Annotated in this window: 19 protein-coding genes; 10 read left to right on the top strand and 9 right to left on the bottom strand. The window is 45.9% G+C overall.

Annotated elements, in window-relative coordinates; translation table 11 throughout:
• From L2747_RS09560 to hldE, 4 genes are all read right to left on the bottom strand, one after another.
• Positions 1-594, bottom strand: a complete 594-nt coding sequence (locus tag L2747_RS09560; protein ID WP_248998811.1) for a hypothetical protein — start codon at positions 592-594, stop codon at positions 1-3.
• Between the two features lie 261 nt (positions 595-855).
• The gene (locus tag L2747_RS09555; protein ID WP_248998810.1) at positions 856-1347 is read right to left on the bottom strand and encodes a TetR family transcriptional regulator; all 492 of its coding nucleotides are present in this window, start codon (positions 1345-1347) and stop codon (positions 856-858) included.
• 172 nt (positions 1348-1519) lie between these two features.
• Positions 1520-2437 carry a hypothetical protein gene (locus L2747_RS09550; RefSeq protein WP_248998809.1) on the bottom strand — a complete coding sequence of 306 codons (918 nt, stop codon included), beginning with the start codon at positions 2435-2437 and terminating at the stop codon, positions 1520-1522.
• 13 nt (positions 2438-2450) lie between these two features.
• A complete protein-coding gene (gene hldE / locus L2747_RS09545; RefSeq protein WP_248998808.1) occupies positions 2451-3881 on the bottom strand; it encodes a bifunctional D-glycero-beta-D-manno-heptose-7-phosphate kinase/D-glycero-beta-D-manno-heptose 1-phosphate adenylyltransferase HldE in 1431 nt (476 codons plus the stop codon).
• A gap of 99 nt (positions 3882-3980) precedes the next feature.
• Between hldE and L2747_RS09540 the strand changes: the two genes are divergently transcribed.
• The 6 genes from L2747_RS09540 to L2747_RS09515 all read left to right on the top strand — a co-directional run bounded on the left by L2747_RS09540 (position 3981) and on the right by L2747_RS09515 (position 11914).
• Positions 3981-4907, top strand: a complete 927-nt coding sequence (locus tag L2747_RS09540; protein WP_248998807.1) for an LpxL/LpxP family Kdo(2)-lipid IV(A) lauroyl/palmitoleoyl acyltransferase — start codon at positions 3981-3983, stop codon at positions 4905-4907.
• Positions 4908-5318: 411 nt separating this feature from the next.
• Positions 5319-6872 (top strand): nitric oxide reductase transcriptional regulator NorR, encoded by a 1554-nt coding sequence (gene norR / locus L2747_RS09535; protein WP_248998806.1) that lies wholly within the window; start codon positions 5319-5321, stop codon positions 6870-6872.
• A gap of 170 nt (positions 6873-7042) precedes the next feature.
• Positions 7043-8443 (top strand): M16 family metallopeptidase, encoded by a 1401-nt coding sequence (locus L2747_RS09530; protein WP_283107249.1) that lies wholly within the window; start codon positions 7043-7045, stop codon positions 8441-8443.
• The gene (locus tag L2747_RS09525) at positions 8443-9978 is read left to right on the top strand and encodes a M16 family metallopeptidase (protein ID WP_248998978.1); all 1536 of its coding nucleotides are present in this window, start codon (positions 8443-8445) and stop codon (positions 9976-9978) included. The genes L2747_RS09530 and L2747_RS09525 overlap by 1 nt, the downstream gene beginning before the upstream one ends.
• Before the next feature lie 142 nt (positions 9979-10120).
• Complete coding sequence (gene parM, locus L2747_RS09520; RefSeq protein ID WP_248998804.1) at positions 10121-11134, top strand: plasmid segregation protein ParM domain-containing protein; 1014 nt, start codon at positions 10121-10123, stop codon at positions 11132-11134.
• A 9-nt stretch (positions 11135-11143) separates the two neighbouring features.
• Positions 11144-11914, top strand: coding sequence for a hypothetical protein (locus L2747_RS09515; protein WP_248998803.1), 771 nt, complete (start codon positions 11144-11146; stop codon positions 11912-11914).
• Between the two features lie 115 nt (positions 11915-12029).
• Here L2747_RS09515 and dsdA read toward each other — a convergent pair whose 3' ends face one another.
• Positions 12030-13355 carry a D-serine ammonia-lyase gene (dsdA, locus tag L2747_RS09510; RefSeq protein ID WP_248998802.1) on the bottom strand — a complete coding sequence of 442 codons (1326 nt, stop codon included), beginning with the start codon at positions 13353-13355 and terminating at the stop codon, positions 12030-12032.
• 18 nt (positions 13356-13373) lie between these two features.
• The gene (dsdX, locus tag L2747_RS09505; RefSeq protein WP_248998801.1) at positions 13374-14711 is read right to left on the bottom strand and encodes a D-serine transporter DsdX; all 1338 of its coding nucleotides are present in this window, start codon (positions 14709-14711) and stop codon (positions 13374-13376) included.
• A 220-nt stretch (positions 14712-14931) separates the two neighbouring features.
• Here dsdX and dsdC point away from each other — a divergent pair, with 220 nt between their 5' ends.
• The 4 genes from dsdC (at position 14932) to L2747_RS09485 (ending at position 18830) form a co-directional block, all read left to right on the top strand.
• Positions 14932-15906: a DNA-binding transcriptional regulator DsdC gene (gene dsdC, locus L2747_RS09500; RefSeq protein WP_248998800.1), complete on the top strand. Its 975-nt coding sequence runs from the start codon at positions 14932-14934 to the stop codon at positions 15904-15906.
• Between the two features lie 98 nt (positions 15907-16004).
• A complete protein-coding gene (gene zapE, locus L2747_RS09495) occupies positions 16005-17291 on the top strand; it encodes a cell division protein ZapE (RefSeq protein ID WP_248998799.1) in 1287 nt (428 codons plus the stop codon).
• Positions 17292-17601: 310 nt separating this feature from the next.
• Positions 17602-17871: a hypothetical protein gene (locus L2747_RS09490; RefSeq protein WP_012156666.1), complete on the top strand. Its 270-nt coding sequence runs from the start codon at positions 17602-17604 to the stop codon at positions 17869-17871.
• 203 nt (positions 17872-18074) lie between these two features.
• A complete protein-coding gene (locus tag L2747_RS09485; RefSeq protein WP_248998798.1) occupies positions 18075-18830 on the top strand; it encodes a leucine-rich repeat domain-containing protein in 756 nt (251 codons plus the stop codon).
• A gap of 56 nt (positions 18831-18886) precedes the next feature.
• Here the strand turns inward: L2747_RS09485 and L2747_RS09480 are convergent, their stop codons facing one another.
• The 3 genes from L2747_RS09480 to L2747_RS09470 form a co-directional block, all read right to left on the bottom strand.
• Entirely contained in the window at positions 18887-19399 is a 513-nt protein-coding gene (locus tag L2747_RS09480) for a DUF3592 domain-containing protein (RefSeq protein WP_248998797.1), read from the bottom strand.
• Positions 19386-19880: a hypothetical protein gene (locus L2747_RS09475; RefSeq protein ID WP_248998796.1), complete on the bottom strand. Its 495-nt coding sequence runs from the start codon at positions 19878-19880 to the stop codon at positions 19386-19388. The genes L2747_RS09480 and L2747_RS09475 overlap by 14 nt, the downstream gene beginning before the upstream one ends.
• A 240-nt stretch (positions 19881-20120) precedes the next feature.
• The gene (locus L2747_RS09470; RefSeq protein ID WP_248998795.1) at positions 20121-20486 is read right to left on the bottom strand and encodes a hypothetical protein; all 366 of its coding nucleotides are present in this window, start codon (positions 20484-20486) and stop codon (positions 20121-20123) included.
• Between the last annotated feature and the right edge of the window lie 340 nt (positions 20487-20826).

Raw genomic sequence — 20826 nt, 5'->3', positions numbered from 1 at the left:
TTATTCGACGGTAATGCCATGTTCTTCGAGGTAAATACCTAAGGCAGTATAGTTTTTCTTAAGCTTAGGTAAGGTGTTTTGGCTCACTTCTGCGGTTAACTCTCTAAGTTTTTTGGCGCCGAAGTTAGCGCCATAAAATCGCGCCTCAATTTTAGCCACAATGTCGTCTGAGAGCATGTAAAAGCGACGGGTTTCTGTGAGAATTTCAGTCGGGGTTTCTAAGGTATTTGCTGAGTAACGCATATTTTCCCAAACAAAAGTCGAAATCGTTGGGTGAATATTTTTCAAATCGTAAGGGTTACTGCTGCCTTTTGTCAGCGTATCGGCATAAACATTTATCGTATCGATATTGTCTTTTACTTCATCGTATAAAGCATAACGCAGATAATAGTTATTTTGTTTGTTGCTTAAATCATCAAATTTTATCGCTTGGCTCAAACCTTCTTGAGCAGCCAAGTAGACTCCAGCGACAGTAGCAATAATCATAAAAAACTGGCTGACCCAAAAACTGGTTTTCACTAATTCTTGGTTATCTAACTTTGGAAAACGTTTAACAGACTCTACCGTAGGTGGCGCTTTTGGTTTGACTTCCATATCGTGCACGACTCCTTTTTTGCTGCACATACTCCCCCGAGCATGACTAACAGGCTGTATCCGCCTTAGACTCATAACGGCTTAAATTTTAAACGAGGGACGATTTAAAGCGGGCAGTGTACATGGATGAACACACAGGATCTAGATAGATAATTAAACTTAATACTAAAAAATAAACAGCCTTTAATAGACAAAAACGCAAAGCAGCAGCGTCATCATGACTACCTATAGCTTATTGTGCTAGCAAAGGAATACAGCAGATTAACTAACCAGTAAATTGCACTCACTATCATTTGGTGTAGCCAGTAATCTTATCGCGCTCTGCCCAACTAAAGCACTCACTAATAAACGTCCTGGTTCACCGAGAGTTTCAGCTGCATGGTCACTAGCAAGCGAAATGGCTTTGTAGTTTTCAAGATTTAGTTGGTTAGAACCACACAACGAAAAGTACAAACGTATGATAGCCCTGAAACGGGTATTATTTAACGAGGTCTTCCATGAGGCTTGTAGCGATTGAGCATTGGAAAAGTCTAAGCAATCAATAAACAATTCGCCTATGCGGGGATCCAGCTGCTGCAGAAAATCGATTTTATGAGGAAAATGGTGACTAATCCCAGTGCGGCTAATGCCCGTTGCTGCAGACAGTGTCGAGTATGACATTGCATCATAACCCAGCTCCAAGATCTGTTTCATCGCTTCGTCTAAGATCTGCTGTACCGTTTGCTTAGTTGCCACTTTTGAACGCTTTGCCATAACCATACTTTATTAAAATCGACATACAACGACTCTAACAAATGCACTTTAGGAAAACCTTAGTTGTGCCATACAATCGACGCCTCATTCAGCTAAGGTTCAGCAAGTCGGTCAAAAACTCCCGACAAAAAACCTAACCTTCACAAGGTAGAGCGCTAAAGATGACCACAAACTAATAATGTTCCACTTCAGTTTCACCCGCCATCTGCTGCTCCGCTAACCATGATTGCGCCGCACTTAGCCCCATAATACGCACTAGAGTCGGTTTTAGGTATTGCCCCAGTTTAGGTTTGCGCCAATACATATATCCCGGTAACGGCTGCACAGTACCTGCACCAAACGTGCGCTGCATTAAGCTAGAAAACTCATCAAGAGTGTCGTTGTCATGCAACACTAACTTGCCTGAAAAATCCTGCCAAAACTCATTGAAATCGCTAAATTGCTGCAACTGAGCTACCGAGTAAGTTGCCAATATTTGCGCTAAAACAGGCACCGACCAATGCGACATAAACTCGCTATCCGCCATCGCAGCTAAATTACGCCTATGGTACTGCTGCCAAGCTAAATCTAAGCTATTGGTTTCATGAGCAATGCGCCACACTAAATAGACATCTGCTAACCACTCATGCTGATATGGATTTGCAATTGTTTTGTCTTGGCGACTTAATGCATCAATAGCGTATAAGTGACCCAGCTCATGCCAATAAGTCAGCTCCGCTTGTTTATCGAGTGCTAAAGAGAAATATCCCACGCCCCAATTAATGGTTTGATATTTTGGAATCTTGGCAAAATCAGTGATCACTAAGCCAGCAATGCTCGCATCGTGTAAAGGCAGCACCATAGCACCGCGCTGCGCTAACAAGGCGTGAAATTGATAACTGGCGGACGGTAACTGGCTACGCACAGAAGCAGGAAGATTATTCAAACAAGGTTCAAGCTGTTGTAGCTTACAAACTAAGGCTTTTTTAGGGCCGATCTCGGCCCATAAAAACTCACTTGGCGTTGCTAAAGGTGTTGTGGCAACAGCCACAACACTGACGGTAGCATTGACGATTACACTAACCGCCGCAACAGCCAACGAGCTTATCACTTATGCTAAACCTTTACTGATTAGCCATAATGTTTTGAATGATTGCAGTCGTTGAAATGCCATCTTCAAAACATAAGACTTTGACTTGGCCACCAGCAGCAATAACTTCTTCACCACCAGCAATATCTTCCACTTTGTAATCGCCACCTTTTACCAGTAAGTCTGGCAGTAGGCGTGAAATAATGCGTTGAGGTGTGTCTTCGCTAAACGGTACAACCCAATCAACAGACGCCAGTGCAGCCAGTACCGTCATACGACGATCTTCAGAGTTAACTGGGCGACCTTCACCTTTTAAACGCTTAACGGAAGCGTCCGTATTCACCGCCACAATTAAACGATCGCCAAGAGCACGAGCTTGTTGTAGGTAACTTACATGGCCTGCATGCAAAATATCAAAGCAACCATTAGTCATGACTACACGCTCACCGCGCAGTTTTGCCTGCTCAAGCGCATACGCCAATTGGTCTTCACTTACTGCACCAAAACCTGACTCGCCATGATTAAGCGACAGTGCTTCAATCAACTCAAGGCGCGTCACTGTTGATGTACCAAGCTTAGCTACCACTATACCAGCGGCAGTGTTAGCGATCGCACAAGCTTGCGGTAAATCGCTACCTGCAGCAATTGCAGTCGCTAAGGCTGAAATCACCGTATCACCAGCACCCGTCACATCATAAACTTCACGAGCAACGGTTGGGATATGCAGCTCAGGTTGATCGCGAGTGATTAAGGTCATGCCTTTTTCAGAGCGAGTCACTAGCATAGCCGTTAGGTCAAAAGCCTCCAACAGACCTTGGGCTTTGGTCACTAAGTCAGCTTCTGATTCAACCTTACCCACAACTACTTCAAATTCGCTCATGTTTGGCGTTAATAAATACGCACCGCGATACTTTGAAAAATCACTACCTTTAGGATCGACTAGCACTTTAACGCCTTTAGCGTTAGCGGCTTCAATAAAGCTTTGCGGAGAGATAAGCGCGCCTTTAGCGTAATCAGACAATACCGCGACATCGACTTTATCGAGTTCAGGTAACGTCTTTTCTAGTAATGCATCACTTTCAGCTTGGGTGTAACTTTCTTCAAAATCGAGTCGAAGTAACTGCTGGTTACGCGACATAACTCTGAGCTTAGTGATGGTTGGTTTGCCTGCCACTTTATGCCAATTAGGCTCAACACCAAGAGTTTGAATACCTAAAGTCAGTGCATCAGCGGTCTCGTCAGAGCCAACAATGCCAGCAAGACTCGCTGCACCACCTAATGTAGCGATGTTAATTGCTACGTTAGCTGCACCACCGGGTCTATCTTCAAGTTGTTCAACTTTCACAACTGGAACAGGTGCTTCAGGAGAGATCCGCGCTGTAGGCCCCGCCCAATAGCGATCTAACATCACGTCACCTACAACGAGAACCTTGGCTTTTTCAAATGCTGGCAGAGAAATCTTCATAACGTCTTATCTTTCACAAAATTTAATAGTGATTGTACCTAATTTTAATCGATTTTGAGTTAGAATAATGAGTAATTTTTCAATGGATTCGAGAATTACGTGGTAGAAAAAGCTCAATTTTCAACTCATCTTTATCATCCAAAGTACTGGCTCTTATGGTTAGGCGTTGGTTTTATGCGACTCACTCAGCTATTACCGCTACGAGTACAAATGAAACTCGGCACGGGTCTGGGTCGTTTAGGGATGAAACTTGTCGGTGGCCGAGCTAAGACAGCCAGACGTAATCTAGAACTGTGTTTCCCCGATATGCCCAAGGATGAAATAGAAAAGTTACTCAAGCTGAATTTTGAAGAAACCGGTAAAGCCATCTTCGATACGGTCAATGCCTGGTGGTGGTCAGATGAAAAGATCCAGCAGCACATGACCATAGCAGGCCAAGAGCATGTGCAACAGACGTTAGACAATGGCCAAGGTGTGATTCTATTTGCCGTCCATTGTCTGCCCCTAGAAATGGGCGCCCGAATTTTTGGCCAGTTTCAACCCGGAGTCGGTGTTTACCGCCCGCACAACAACCCTTTAATGGAATATCTGCAAGTTAAAGGCCGCCTGCGTTCAAACAAGGCCTTAGTCCCCAAACGCGACCTACGTCAGATGGTTCGCAGCCTTAGAGCCCCCAATGTTATCTGGTACACCGCCGACCAAGATTTCGGCCGTTCAAGCGCTATTTTCATCCCTTTCTTTAATGTTCCCGACGCCGCAACCATTACCGGTGCGACAACTCTTGCTAAGCTAGGCAAAGCCAAAGTATTACCTTTCTTTGTTGAACGTAATAGTGATGACACCGGCTACAATATTGAGATCCAACCGGCGTTAGATAACTTCCCCGGTGAAAATGAAGTCGAAGATGCTAAACGCGGTAATAGGATTATTGAAGAAACGATTAGCCGTAACAAACCACAATACATGTGGTTGCATAGACGGTTTAAGACCCGGCCGAATAAAGGCGATGCTTCGCTGTATAAGTAGTTTAGGTTTGCATTAACGCATTCAGGCTGGGCTTTGGCAGTTAGACTTCGTCTAACAAACTATGTTTTAAGCAATCAAGCTTCGCTTGACCTTTTAATGCATCAGGCTGCGCCTGACTAAGGTCGTGAGCTTCCAGCTCACGACCCTTTATCAAACGAAGTTTGATTTAGTTACAGGTCAAACTTCGTTTGATGCCTTAAAAGTCTTATGTGGCAAAGCCACCATACCAGCCATAGATGTAATCTAACTCCCCAACTTGAGTCAAACTGTAAAATTGACATTAATCCCCGCGAGCTAAATACTGTTAAAAAGACACCCTATTAACCTAAGCTGATACTCTAATCAGCAATAAGAGATAGCAGCTAAAATACTCGTCCGAGGTTAACGAACTAACCTAAAGTTGGAGCCCCTATGTCACTGAGCCAAAGCGACCTTACCCGTATTGCGCTGGATATCACCTCTGGATTGTCGGATCACGACAGGTTCTCAAGGCTACTGGATACAGTCAGACAAACTCTACATTGTGATGCGGCGGCGCTGCTGCAATTTACTGGGCAACAGTTTACTCCGCTAGCGATTGATGGCCTCAGCCCTGATGTACTGGGTAGACGCTTTATTCTATCTGAGCACCCTCGCCTTGAAGCCATTGCTCGCGCTGGTGATGTAGTGCGATTTCCTGCCAACAGCGAATTGCCTGATCCTTATGATGGTTTAATCCCTCATCAACATGAACACTTAATGGTGCATGCCTGCATCGGCTTGCCCCTGCTAGCCGAGGGCACATTGATTGGCGCCGTCACCATTGATGGCTTTGATCCAAACCAATTTAATGCCTTTAGCGATAATGAATTGCGCACCTTAAGCGCTATCGCCTCAGCTTCACTCAACAACGCCTTACTGATTGATAAACTTGAAAAACAAGCAGCGCAATCACAAGTACCCTCTGCATTTAATCAAACTAGTTTAGACGCGCAGGTAGAGCTTATTGGCCAATCTCATGCGATGCAGAACTTGCAAACCGAGCTTAGCGTTGTCGCCAATACTGATTTAAATGTGTTGATTTTAGGCGATACAGGGACAGGTAAAGAGCTAGTTGCGAAGTCGATTCATCAGGGGTCGCTGCGCGCGAATAAACCACTGGTGTATTTAAACTGCGCCGCATTACCGGAATCCGTAGCAGAGAGCGAGCTTTTTGGTCATGTAAAAGGCGCGTTTACCGGCGCGATTAGCCACCGTAGTGGTAAGTTTGAAATTGCCGATAACGGCACGCTGTTTTTAGATGAAATTGGCGAGTTACCTTTGTCGCTACAATCCAAATTACTGCGGGTATTACAATATGGCGACTTACAGAAAGTCGGTTCTGATAAAAGCTTAAAAGTCGATGTGCGTATTATTGCCGCCACCAATAAAGACCTCAAACAAGAAGTATTAGCCGGACGCTTTAGAGCCGACTTATACCACCGCTTAAGCGTGTTCCCCATCATAGTGCCACCACTGAATGAGCGTGAAGGCGATGTGATCTTATTAAGCGGATTCTTTATCGAGCGCAGCAGGCAAAAACTGGGCTTAAAGAGTTTAAGACTCAGCCCTGATAGTATCACTCAACTCAACCATTACGATTGGCCGGGCAACGTGCGCGAACTTGAACATGTGATCCATCGCGCTGCGGTGTTAGCCCGCGCCGAAGCTCAATCAAATATTGCCTTGATAAGACCGCAGCACTTTGATTTTTATAATCAGCAAAGCAAAAGCATTGCCGCTGTACCGACGAGCACAGGCTCAAAATCGACCTTGTCGCAGACTAATATTAAGCAAACGCTTAAACAAGCTACTGAAAACTTTCAGGCACAATATATTCGCCAAGCTTTAGCCGCTAATGGCAATAACTGGGCAGCCACCGCAAGGGCGCTAGATTTAGACTCAGGCAATTTACATCGCCTTGCCAAACGTATTGGCCTGAAATAAGCCAAGCGTTATCGACTGTGGCAGAGCGTAAATTAAGCTGATATAACTTAAGGAGTTTATTGGCGCTCAAAGCCGTTAAAAGGGATTAATACTCAGTGAAGCAACTAATCACCTACGTCATTGCTCACAGTAAGATCTATCCCCTATTAGGTCTTGCTGTACTCTCCTCCTTGGCTCTTGCTTTGCCCTCCTATGCGCAAACAATAAATGAGGCTAATCACTGCGACCTTGGCACGCTTGCCAAGCCGCTTTATGCAGCTCAGCAGCGATTGCAATATCGACGGTTAGATAATGGTTTACAGGTTCGTACTTTAGCGCTTGAAAACACGCAAGTAGTATCAATTGCTAGCCAGTTTGATGTCGGGTCTCGCAATGAGATTAAGGGGCAAACTGGTTACGCGCACCTATTCGAGCACATGCTGTTTAAAGGTAGTGAACATGCGCCGGGCGATAGCTACACCCAAACCATGAGCGCTTTTAGCGGCCAGTTTAATGCCAGCACCTTTTTTGATTTCACCAACTATTATCTGACCATTCCATCACAAGCACTTGAGCTAAGCCTATGGCTTGAAGCCGATCGTTTTCGCTATCCAACGCTCAATGACACCACGGTGAAAAATCAGCAAGGTGCGGTACTCGAAGAGATGGCTACCAGCATAGATAACCAGCCCTATGTGCGCAGTGCGATGGAGTTTTTATTAGACCAAGTTGAAGGTACGCCCTATGGCCATGCGGTAATTGGCAGTATTGCTGATGTCAAAGCGGCCACACCTATGAGCCTAAATGCATTCCACCAGCGCTATTATCGCCCTGATGCCATGCAACTAAGTTTAGTTGGTGATATTCCTCCTCAAACCCAATCTTGGATAGATAACCAGTTTGGCGACTGGCAAGTTCCTGAGTTTGAGCAGTCCAAGCTCAGTGACTTAGTGGTCACTCCCAAAGCAGTACATGGCGAAATTATTGATGAACGTGGGCCTTGGCCTGCGGTGTTACTGGCTTGGCATACCGCTGGGCGTAACTCACCAGATGCTGCGGCGCTAACCTTACTTGAAAGCTATCTATTTCAAAATAGTGGTAGTCTTATTCAAAAACACAGCCTTACTGATCCAGACCAACTGCTCAGTTACTCCATCCCTTTGCAAATGACTCATCACGGCATGACCAATTTGGTCTTGGTACCTCGCGCTCGCACCTCCCTTGACCAACTGACGGACAATGTAGAAGGCTTAATTGACTCGCTTGCCGCTGAGCCAATAACTGACGCTAAGCTATGCCAGTTAAAACAGGTATGGCTCAATAAAGCGTTAGCCCAATTAGATTCACCAGTGCACCTTGCTAAAGCCTTGTCTGCCACTCAGCCACAAGATAAACAACATCCATTAACCGGTCCTTGGCAGCGGATCAATGCGGTTAGCGCCAAGCAGCTACAAGCTACGGTGCAAACCTACTTTACTGGTGGTTACGTTAGATTAGATTTACTGCCACCTTGGTATATTCGCGCCACTAAATCGATTTTAGAAGTCTTACCACAAGGCCTGACTGACAGCCTTGAAGAGAGCGTAATGTGATGAGATTGATAGCAATAAAAGTGGCGGCATTAGCGCTATGTAGCAGCCTAGTTTTAACTGCTGTTGGCTGCCAGCAAACCCAAGTAGAATTTACCGCCACTGCCGAGCCGCAATTACCTGTTTTTGATGCATTAGCAGGCGCACCTGAAGTTACAGCATTGCAATATCACCCTCTACAAGCGGCCACTCAAGTCACATTAGCTAACGAGCAAACATCGCCATTGGCAATCTATCTATTTAACGATACGCCATCAAAACTGCACCACTTATCACTCGTGGCCTATAGCGTCGAACCAATGATCAACCTCGATGTGTTAGTTAATGCTTTTAGCGAGAAAAAACACTGGTTAGTGCAGCAAATACCTCTCTCTTGCGCCGAGAGTTTACGTATTCGGCCGACCATGCACAGCCTAACATTGAGTATTGATTGCCCTGACTCGCCGCTAATAGCAACCGAGTTACTCATGCAGTTTTGGCAAAATGATGGCCTAGCAGAAATAGACATAGCTAAGGTGCGACGCCAGCTGAAACTGGGCAAACATATTAACGCCTATAGCGGCGCAGAGATAGACGATGTATGGGCGCAAAAAATCCTTGGCGAGCGGCATATTTATAATCAAGCGCTCGATGATAAAACCTTGGCTGATGAGTTAGATTTAGCCAAACTCAATAAGGTTAGAGACAGCATTTTCGCCCAATCCCAATGGGCTTTTTTTGCCGATAAACGCCTAGAACAAGATGTTGATTTTAGCGCTAATGTTATTAAACAATTTAGCAGTATAACAAACGTACCTAGGTTATCTTCAACCGCCAATTCATCATCAAAAAACGCATTATCGACGCAGAGTAGCGACCGTAAAACAGCTTTTGTCGAGCCAAGTAATACTAATAAAATCTTATATCTAATTGATGCTCCCGGTAGCGTACAAACTCAGGTTCGGATTGGCTACCCACTCAGTCAACCTACAGACCATAATGGCGATAAGGACAGCAAGCTTGATGCGATTCAAAATTGTAAATTACTGGCTAGCTGGCTTGGCCGTAGTTTCTCAGGCCGTTTGTATTACGATTTGCGCGAAGTGCGTGGCTTAACCTACGGTATTTACGGTCGCTGTTTTGACAACCCGTTATCGCTCACCCTCAAGTTTTATGGCAGCACTAAACTTGAACACACCGGTGCATTTATTGATGGCGTGTTAGACCATTTAGCCTTAGCCACCGAAACACCAATCTCAACCACTGAACTTAGTGCGTTAACCACCTATCTTACTAGCCAGAAAATACTGCGCCAAAGCAACTATCGCGCGCTTGAGCTCGACACTATTAAGCTATTAATTCGCGGTGATAGCTCACAACAAGAGCAACGCGAAGCCAGCAGATTGGCCAATTTAACGCCAAAGCAATTACAACGCATTGCCAGCTCAGTTTTTAACAATGTGCCCTATATCGTGATCCGCGGGGACGCTGATAAAATAAGTGCCGATATTAACAATAAACTCCCCGATTGGAACATAGTCGAAGCATTAGCGAACTAAGCATACAACCTGACTTTTTTGTAAATAGCGGCCTTTTTGTTAAGTCGCTAACATCCTAGAAAATAAACCCAATAAAGATTTCAGTTATTGCTAAATCCAGTCGCATTAACATGCAAAATTGGGTTTATTTATAGGAACACTCATGCATTCAAGTATCATGAAATTCGCCATCGACGATGGTTCAACCAACGTTAAGATCAGCTGGCTTGAGGACGGTCAAGTGCGCAGCGTAACTTCGCCCAACTCATTTCGTAAAGACTGGAAAAGCGCGGCTTTACTAAATGACCGCAAGGTATTTAACTACCAAGTAGCATCGACTAAATATACCTACGACGCCACATCTGACAAGGCATTATCGACGACTCATGTTGCCTTTCAATATGACGATTTGAACCTACTTTCAGTACATCATGCGCTGTTGCAAACGGGCGTTAAACCTTGCCCGGTGAGTATTCTGGTTACCCTGCCAATCACTGAGTACTACCAAGCCGACGACTGCCAGAAAAACGAAGAAAATATCGCACGTAAGAAAGCCAACCTAATGCGTGAAATCAGCCTTAACAAAGGCGAGTTGTTCACTATTGTCGATGTAGAAGTATTGCCTGAAAGCTTACCCGCCGTACTGACCACATTGATGGATTCAGGCGTGAATGAGTTTACCAAGTCTCTTGTTATCGACTGCGGCGGCACCACACTCGATATGGGAGTGATTGTTGGTGAATTTGACGATGTGTCAGCTGTTTATGGCAATGCTGAAATTGGCGTATCTATGGTGACTAACGCGGCAAGAAAAGCCCTATCGGCAGCCGATAGCGATGCCAGCTACCTTGTTGCCAACGAGCTGATTAAGCGTCGTCATAATCGCGAGTTCGTCGAAGAAGTGATTAACGATATAAGCAAGGTTGACTGGGTACTTGAACGTATCGAAAACAAGATCAGTGAACTTGGCGCCGCAGTTGCTTACGAAGCTAAAACCTTTACCCGCAACCCTAATCGCATCTATTTAGTAGGCGGTGGCGCCATGTTAATTGAAACAGCCATTCGTGAAGCTTACCCATCATTGGGTGAAAAAATCGTCATGATAAAAGAGCCTCAAGAGGCACTTTCACGCGAGATCTGTTGCTACCACGCAGCAGAAGCTAGCGACGCGGCTTAAGAGGTAGTTATGCGCATTCGATTCAATGTGGGCCTAGAGCCTGAGCTCTTCGACTCCCACAGCTACGCCATTCAATGTCTAAGGCTATGGCAGCAAGAGGAAAAAGCGCGCAATGATGAAACCGATATCGTGCTACAGCGCCGTATTCAGTTTCATCGTGACCTGTATTTGTCGGGCTTATTCCTGCACGAATTAGCGCCGCAGTTGCCGTCCATGCTCACCCAAACCTTGCTGCAAGATAAAGTGAATAGCCAGACTTTGGCTTGCCAACTTAAATCTGCGGGCCTGGTTTTGGAGCCTGCGGCTGAGAATGGTCTATCAGAGCTACAGTGGAAAAAACTCAGCACTATGCTTGAAGCTGCCAGTTTGCCTAAGCAGCAAAGCGAGCCGCTTAACTTAACTGCCATTGAACAGCAATTAGCCCAGTTACAACAGCTAATGCTTGAGGGGCTGGAGCAGCTAAGCTCAGCGCTTACGCATTCAGCCACCAGCCAAGCAGAGGCGAGTAATAAAGAGGCTCGTAATAATGAGACAAGTCAAACAGAAGTCAGCGATGATACTAAGCTGCATCAGCCAGACTTTAGTGCCCAGCTGAGTCAACTTAAGCAGGGTCAAGAAAAGCTAATGGCGCAGATAAAAAGCTTATCTAGCCAGCTAGCTCAAGTCTCTGTTAGCACTGTTGCTAACAGCTCTGCCAATGATGCCTCTAACCTAGAAACTCCCAGCTTAGAGACGCAACTTGAGCGAGCCAGACGAGTGAAATCCAAAGGGCTGTGGTAGCCACTTTGGGGCACTAGAACAGTTCTAAAAACAGAAAATCCACCGTATTAGGGTGGATTTTTTTTAGCTTACTCGATACGGGTTTTCGAAGTAAAAAGTTTGACGAGTAAAACGTTTAGCTAGCCGATTGCGCCAGGTATTTCGCCATCTCAACTGCTGGCACCATGCCACCACCAGTCGCCCACACTACGTGAGTCGCATTGCTCATCATCTCAGGTGTTAATCCCATACGGGCTTGGTATTGTGTATCAGCGCTTACTCGTAGAGCACCTGGCATACCCGCAAGTGCTGATGGCTCAAGCTCAATACCTTCACTCTGAGCTAATAAACCAAGTAGATCATACATGTGCTGATCGCTTAGCGTGTAGTAACCATCAAGCATACGCTCCATCGCACGGCCAACAAAGCCAGAAGCACGACCTACCGCTAAACCATCGGCCGCAGTGACGTTGTCGATCCCTAAGTCTTGTACAGCGATTTCGTCATGCAGACCGGTATGCACGCCAAGTAACATACAAGGCGAATGTGTTGGCTCAGCAAAGAAACAGTGAACGTTATCGCCAAACGCAAGCTTAAGGCCAAATGCCACACCACCAGGGCCACCGCCCACACCGCAAGGGAGATACACAAACAGCGGGTGCTCGCTATCAACCTTGATATCGGCTGCGTCAAACTGTGCTTTTAAGCGTTCACCGGCAACCGAGTAACCTAAAAATAGCGTGCGAGAGTTTTCATCGTCGATAAAGAAACAGTTAGCATCCGACTCTGCCGCCTTACGCCCTTGCTCAACTGCAACGCCGTAATCTTGCTCATATTCATGTACCGTTACGCCATGGCTGCGCAGCTTGTCTTTCTTCCATTGGCGAGCATCTGCCGACATATGCACACTCACTTTAAAACCAAGCTTGGCGCTCATAATGCCGATAGACATGCCTAAGTTTCCGGTCGAGCCTACCGCGATGCTATAACCATTAAAGAAGCTACGCATCTGTTCAGTAAACAGCATTTGGTAATCGTCAGACTCTTTAAGCTTACCCGCAGCGATTGCCAATTTTTCAGCGTGGGTCAGCACTTCATAAATACCGCCGCGCGCCTTGATAGAGCCAGAAATCGGTAGATGACTGTCTTTTTTCAGCATCAAATTACCAGCAATCTTTTGGCCGTATTTAGCTTCTAGCGCCTGCTGCATTTGTGGAATAGCCACCACTTCAGACTCGATAATTCCGTTAGACGCTGCCGTCTCAGGGAAGGCTAACGTTAGGTAGGGTGCAAAACGCTGTAAACGTGCGCTAGCATCGGCCACATCAGTGCTATCTAAGCCAACATAAGGTAGTGCTTCAGCTAAGTGAGTCGCCTTGGTTTCAAACCAGCTAACTTCTTCAAGCTTGATAAGCTGAGTCAGCAAAGGGAAGTCGTTTAGCAGTTGTTCAGTGTTCATCATTTCAATTCCCCTTTAGGATTAAATAACATAAGACAGTGCAAAAGTCGCAGCCAGTGCCACAAGTGAGGCGATAAAGGTGGCTGTGGTGTAATACATAAATGTTTGTTTCATCGTCGCGCCGGTGTATTGCTTAACCAGCCAGAACAATGAGTCGGTAACGATAGTGCAGCCGATAGCGCCAGAGCCGATAGCTAAGGTGACAATAACTGGATTCAAGTCTGGATAAAGCACTAATAACGGCGACACAATCGCTGTAGCGCCCATCATGGCTACCGTTGCCGAGCCTACCGCTGCGTGTAAGATAATGGCGACTAACCAAGCCAGTAGCACAGGATGCATATCAAGGTTTGCTAAGATCTGCGCCAGACTATCGCCCATGCCGCTGCCACTTAATACGCCGTTAAACGCCCCGCCCGTACCAATAATCAGCAAGATATTAGCGATAGAGGCAAAACAGTCTTCGGTTTTAGTCAACAAGGTGCCCATGGTCATCTTGTTACGCAAACCTAGCAGGTAATAAGCCACAAACGCTGCAATAAACATCGCCGTGATTGGGTTACCAATAAATTCAAGGGTGGTGTAAAGCGCACTGCCCGGCTCCATATAAAGCTCGGCCACAGTTTTCACCAACATTAAAATAATCGGCAAAAGAATGGTGAACAAGGTCGTTCCAAGTGATGGCAACTCGCTCTCTTCACGGGTAGAAACTTCATTAAACTCTGCCGGTACGCTTAAGTGCGGCAGCTTCTCACCAAACATTTTAAGGAATAGCGGGCCGCCAATTAGTGAGGCTAGTAAACCGATTAACAGACCCCAGATGATGACTGTTCCAACATCAGCGCCTAGTGCATTGGTCACAAACAGTGCAGCGGGGTGCGGCGGTACAATACAGTGCACTGCCATCAAGGCTGTACACAGTGGAATGGCAAGTTTTAGCAGTGAAGTATTGGTTTTACGAGCGATAGAAAATGCCAGCGGAATAAGCAATACCACGCCCACTTCAACGAACAAGGTAATACCGCAGATTAAGCCCACCAGCACCATGATCACATCAGGGCTTAGGTAGCGAGATTTTAGCAGGGTGATACCAATTCGCTCGGCAGCGCCTGAGATCTCCATCATCTTGCCTAATATCGTGCCCAGACCGATAACTATAGCCAAGAAGCCTAAGGTTCCACCGATCCCAGACTCCATCGCCTTGATCATTTCCAATGGTGCCATGCCCATCATGCCGCCCACAAAGAAGCTGGCTAGCAGTAGCGCAAGGAAAGGGTGCAACTTGAACTTTACGATGCTGACAACAATCAACAAAATGCTGCTAAGTAAAGTTCCGATAATCCACAGTTGTGATTCCATTGTATTTCTCTTATTGGTTAACAGGAGTTAAAGGAATGAAAAGGAGTAAAAAGTTGCGCTATTAAAGCCAATCGCAGAAATGCTGACAAAAGATATAAATTGCAGTTCAGTTGAGCCAGATTGTGGCAACAGGTGTTCAATTGTCACAAAAGCGTTTTTTACATGACACAAGCTTCAACTGTGTTGATGTGATCAGCGCTAAAAAGCGCCTTAAGGTAAAATGCTCACATCACAAATTGAGAACTCAGTCATGTATTCCCAGCAAGATGTATTCAGCCGCAACCGTTTACTCAGTTGCTACCAACTGGCAAAACTGCATACCTTTGAAGTGGTTGCCCGTCACCAATCCTTTTCGCTAGCTGCAGAGGAGCTTTGCGTCAGTCCTTCAGCCGTAAGTCATAGAATTACCGCACTAGAGAGTGAGTTAGGCTTTAAGCTGTTTGCTCGTTTTCATCGCAGAATCGAGCTAACGGAAGATGGCAAGCGTCTGTTTTCCAAGCTGAAAGACAGCTTAAAAAGTCTCAACCAAGAAGTGTTCGAAATTAAAAACCAAGAGGTGTCGGGTAAACTGACCATCTACTCGCGCCCTTCTATCGCCCAATGTTGGTTAGTGCCCAAAATTGCCGATTTCAGCCGCCTGTATCCAGCGATAGCCATTAATATTTTGACCGGCAATGAAAACGTTAACTTCAATAGCTTTCATATCGATCTCGCGATCTACTACGACAATCATCCGCGCAGCAAACTGTTTTGCCAGCACTTGATGGATGAAACCATCATGCCAGTCTGCAGCCCCGAGTATGCAGCCGAGCACGATCTTATCGACAAGCCTGAGCATCTGAGTCGCTGCACCTTACTACACGATAATCAGGCCTGGGAATATGACTCAGACTGTGATGAATGGAAGTATTGGGCCGAAACTCAAGGGCTCAATATTGAAGACAAGCGCTCAATCGGTTTTGACCGCTCAGACTTAGCCGTTATCGCCGCCATGAACCATGCTGGTATCGCTATGGGACGTGGCCAACTGGTAAGTAAACGTATCGTTCGAGGTGAACTCATCGCCCCCTTTGCTGGCCAGCAAGTTAACTGCGAGCAAACCTATTATGTGGCTTCTCATGATAAGGAGCTAAACCCTAAGGCTAAGCTGTTTGTGGCTTGGTTAAAACAACAAGCCAAACACAACAATCACTAACAGCTGAAGACAATTAAATTTACTCACATTGGATGCTCCCCAATAAATGAGCTTGAGCTGATATAATCACGCCATCTCAACAGATGTAATGGAATGCTATGAGCCATCAAGCTGCGAAGCTATTGAGGCAACACCCGCAATTAACTGCCAGTGCTGCTGATGCCTGTACTGGTGTTACTGTTAGTGCTGAACGCAGCGGGCCCCTCGCGCGCTATCAAGAGCAGATCGAGCGGCGACAGATTATCGACGATGGCGCGCAGCACCAAGCCATAGCAGCACTGGAGCGATTGCACCAACAGCTAACCCAAGAGCCCAAAGCGCCTCAAGTCAGTGACGATGCAAATCTAGTGTGTCAGGGTCTTTATATGTGGGGCGATGTCGGCCGTGGTAAAACCTACTTGATGGACTTGTTTTATCAATGCCTTGAAAGTGAATCTAGCGTGCTCACGCTTAGGCTGCATTTTCATCGGTTTATGGCGCGCATTCATAAAGAGCTTATCGGTGAGTCGGGGAAGCGCGATCCTCTCAAGCGCATTGCCAAGCGGGTGGCACTGGAATGCCGCGTACTGTGTTTCGATGAGTTTTTTGTCAGCGATATCGGCGATGCGATGATCTTAGCTAAGCTATTTGAAGCGCTATTTGAGCAGGGCATTATCTTAGTCGCCACCTCAAACATTCCTATCGATGAGCTATATAAAAATGGCCTGCAGCGCCAGCGTTTTTTGCCGACTATCGACCTGCTCAATCGTTATACTCAAGAGCTGCATTTAAGCGGTGAGCAAGATCATCGCTTGCACCAATCCACAGATTCAAATACAGCGACAAAGCCGCGCTACTTTGTTGACTCATCTAATGACAGCGCTAACGACTCAAATGACAAGCTAGTGCTAGCGCAGTTTGAGCAGGTTTTTAATCGATGCCCACAAGCCGAAGCCGCTGCATCAATTGACGCGCCGCTATTAATCCATGGCCGCATAATCGATACCATTAAATACAATCAGCATGTGGCCTGGTTTGAGTTCGACGCCCTGTGTGACGGCCCACGTTCGCAGCTCGATTATATCGAAATAGCCAGCCGCTTTAGCACGGTTATACTCACCCAAGTTCCGGTTTTAGGCGGGGAGCCCCGCAGTTGGATTAAAGCCCGCGGCACCGAAGATGGCGCAGTGGCAATAGAAACAGGAAATAGACAACTGTCTTACGCGGTGAGTGATGATCCCGCGAGGCGCTTTATCAGCTTAGTGGATGAGTTATATGACCAAGGAGTGGAGCTGTATATTCAAGCAGATGTAGCGATGGATGAGCTCTACAGCGGCGGCGCATTAAGCTTTGAGTTCAGACGCACATTGAGCCGTTTGACCCAAATGCAGAGTTTAGAATATTGATGACTCAATAATGGAGGCAACGGGTATGCGATGTATTCTTCGCCCCATAGGATCCCGCCATCAATGGTTCCAACGACCTGCGGTCAGCGCATGTGCAGACACTGCCGAGGCTTGCTTTCGCCGTCCATGACCGCTCCACGGTGGCGTCCTTACTACCAAAGGCCTCAGCTGTATCTACACTAAGTTAGAAAAGCCTACTCCCCAAAATTATGCCGCTAAAGTCAGAATGCTCGAGAAATTTGAGATCAAATCTATTGCTTGCAATAAGCTTGCGGCATAATGACGCCAATTACATTACAGAGTCGTAAAAATGGATAACCAGCAAGACAGCTACATGACTGAAGAAACCCTGATTGAAACAGTCGAAAATCAAATCGCCGATGGCGAGCCGAAAAAAGTCAAAGAAACGCTAATGCGTTTAGTGATGACAGGTACGCCGCGTGAAGAAGCGATTCAATGGATGGCATGCGCGCTAGCTATTGAAGTTAGCGATGTAATGCTAAATGGCGCGTCATTTAACGAAAAGCGCTACAACCAGCATTTAGATGCCATGCCAAATCTAGATTGGATGGAAGACTGATATAAGCAGCTTAATATCAGCCTCTTATTATCAACCTGTTTAGCACCAACTTATCTCGCATGTTAGCTGGTGCTATCCTTGCCACCCTGTTTGGGCTTGCTATAGCACAAAGCTCTGCGCATCAAGCCAAGTTCCCCCCACACCCTGCGACTAAAGCTTCAACTACAACTCACACTACAACTACAACAAAAAGAGAATTAGCCGTGAGCCAGCCACATACCCTGACATTAGATGACGTCTCATTTGATAGAAAACAAGGCAGGATTGATGTTTACAAGGGCAAGCATAAACATATCATCATCCCTGATAATTTTGACGGTGTAGCTGTCACCAAGATCTGGGATTATGCGTTTTCAGAGGTTGAGGAGTTAAGCGAGGAATTCGAAGAGGTCCCACAGAACCCAATAGCCAGCGTGGTTATCCCTAATACTGTCATAGAAATTGGCGATAGCGCATTTCAGCGTAACGCCCTTACCGAGATAGTGATCCCAAGCTCTGTCACTCGTATTGGTTACAAGGCCTTTGCTGAAAACGCACTTACCAGCGTTGATATCCCAGATTCAGTGACTGAAATTGCAGAAAGAGCATCTGCAAACAATGCATTAACTCACCTGAGCCTGCCAAATTCATTGGCTAAAATTAATGACCGAGTGTTTCAATTTAATACGTTAACCAGCATCACCATTCCAGACTCAGTGACTGAAATCGGCTTAGGCGCATTTAGAGGAAATGAACTTCAAAGCATCACAATTCCTGACTCGGTAACTGACATAGGTTCTGAAGCGTTTGCAGATAATGCCATAACCAGCGTATTCATTCCGACTTCGGTCACTTACATGGGTAATGACGCTTTTACCGATAACCCATTAAGGGGCAGGATCATTAAAGGCGTTGGCAACAAAAAGCCGCCCAGAGAACTCACTGACGAAGAGTGGCTCGAAGTCTTTGGTGACTTATAAGCTTAAGTCACCCTCAAACTTAGATTTAAGTATCAAGCAACGCTTCACTTCAATGTTTACACATTACGAACAATAAAACTGTCACGGTCTGAGGTCATCTGCAGATACATCAGATAAAGGACGGGGATTAATATCAAAGAGAACACCACCAAAGCCACAATCAAAAACAGGTGCATTGTTGGCTTGATAACAGCGGTGTCGGGATTACTGGGTTTATAATGTACTAAGATCTTCTTATCCCGAGGAAACTCTGCCACCAAGGCTTCAGCTTCTTCCAAAGAGTAACCCGGGATAGCACCTGTGATATCGGTCTTATTGCTCTTGTGGTAGATTTTGCCGTCAACTGCATAGAAGTACTCAATAGCCACTTCGTAATGAGATTCAGCGCTGCTTCTTTCATGGTAGCGCTCAATCAGCCAACAGTTTACCACCATCCCTTTAGCTGTAGGCCAATTAAAAGCTGCATGAGACTGATGCACAGCATAGGTTGCCACTCCAACAGCAGTGGAGAACATGATAAACATAAACCAGATTAATATTGAAATCTGCGACAGCTTAAACCGCTTCATTTTTATGTTCCTTAATATCCGCACAAGCTTTTTTATTGCAATCGACGCTACTGCCCTCAGTGCAATCCTTATGACTATTCATCAAGGCTTGATAGCCTTTCACAAGCTTTACCAATGGCCATATCATGCCAATAACCAGCAACACCAACGCAAGCAAACCTAAGGCAAGCATATAAAAAAAATCATCACCGTCGCCGGCACTGTTGAACAGCCCGCCACGATTAAATATGCTGGCTCCCCAAACCGAAGCAAAAGCTGCCAAATTCAACGCTAGATGTAAGCCGAACGATTGCAAAATAACCCAATACCCTTGTTTTAAAACCGCCGATTGGATGCGGTACCAGTTAACCCCAACCCAACCAAGCCAGCCTATCCATAGCGTCGCCGCAGGCAACCAAAGAGCGCCAAGAATATAAATCACAGGCACAGCAAAGTAACTGTAGCGCAGCTGAGTGAGTTGAGAGTGTCTTGATAAGTCCATTTTTAATCCTTATTTACAGCGACTTTAGATAGCCTTGCTGTAATACATCTTGGTTTTGGTGCTAACCTTGCCATTAACAATGGGTGTCAATGCTATTTGATCTGTCCCCAGACCTCCATGGCAGGCTTCGCCTGAATTCAATGCAAAATGCTATTTGATCTGGCCCCAGACTTCCATGACAGGCTGCGCCTGAATTCAATGCAATCAAGCTCCGCTTGATAAAGGTCGTGAGCTTCCAGCTCACACTCGGCCAAGTAGTTTACTTAGGTTAGCGAGGTAATGAATATAAATAATCTGGCCGATTGCCGCTGCGGTAACTGACACAGGTAATAACCAATCCTCAATGCCTTGAACCAATGAATATCCATAGCCGCCACACCAATCAGCAGGCTGAGGCAAACCGCAAGAATAGCTATTGACGTAATAATCGATAGGTTCCCAAACCGTATAAAAGAGTAAGCCGAGCATATAGATGCCGTAACACGCCAACAGACGATTAAAGGTCACCCCTCTAGTCCACGCTTTACCATACGCAATCTTGTCGTGGATTAAGGTAAACAGGGCTGGCGCAGCATAGATAAGGACAACAAAAAAATAGTAGATCATGCAACCTCTTTGCTTGGCAAAATACATATTGGGGATCCCCCCTTAAGCAGCCCCTGATGTTACATGGAGCCAAGCGTTAACGGTATAGTAATTAAGATTATTTTAAGAAAAGTCAGGACTAAGGATTGTACATTGCTATATACAGTCGTTTAGCAACTGCGATGGGAAGTGGTGTTTATGTCAGTTCATTCGCGCCAATTAACGATTGATTTATGGTTCAAGATAGATGAGATTAGAATAGTTTACTCTGACCCCACATTTCCTGGTCCCAGACTTCCATGGCAAGCTGTGCCTGAATTCAATGCAATCAAGCTCCGCTTGATAAAGGTCGTGAGCTTCC

It is taken from the genome of Shewanella marinintestina (genome assembly GCF_023283845.1).
In the GTDB taxonomy this organism is placed as follows: Bacteria; Pseudomonadota; Gammaproteobacteria; order Enterobacterales; family Shewanellaceae; genus Shewanella; species Shewanella marinintestina.
This window is presented reverse-complemented; position numbering and strand designations above follow the sequence as displayed.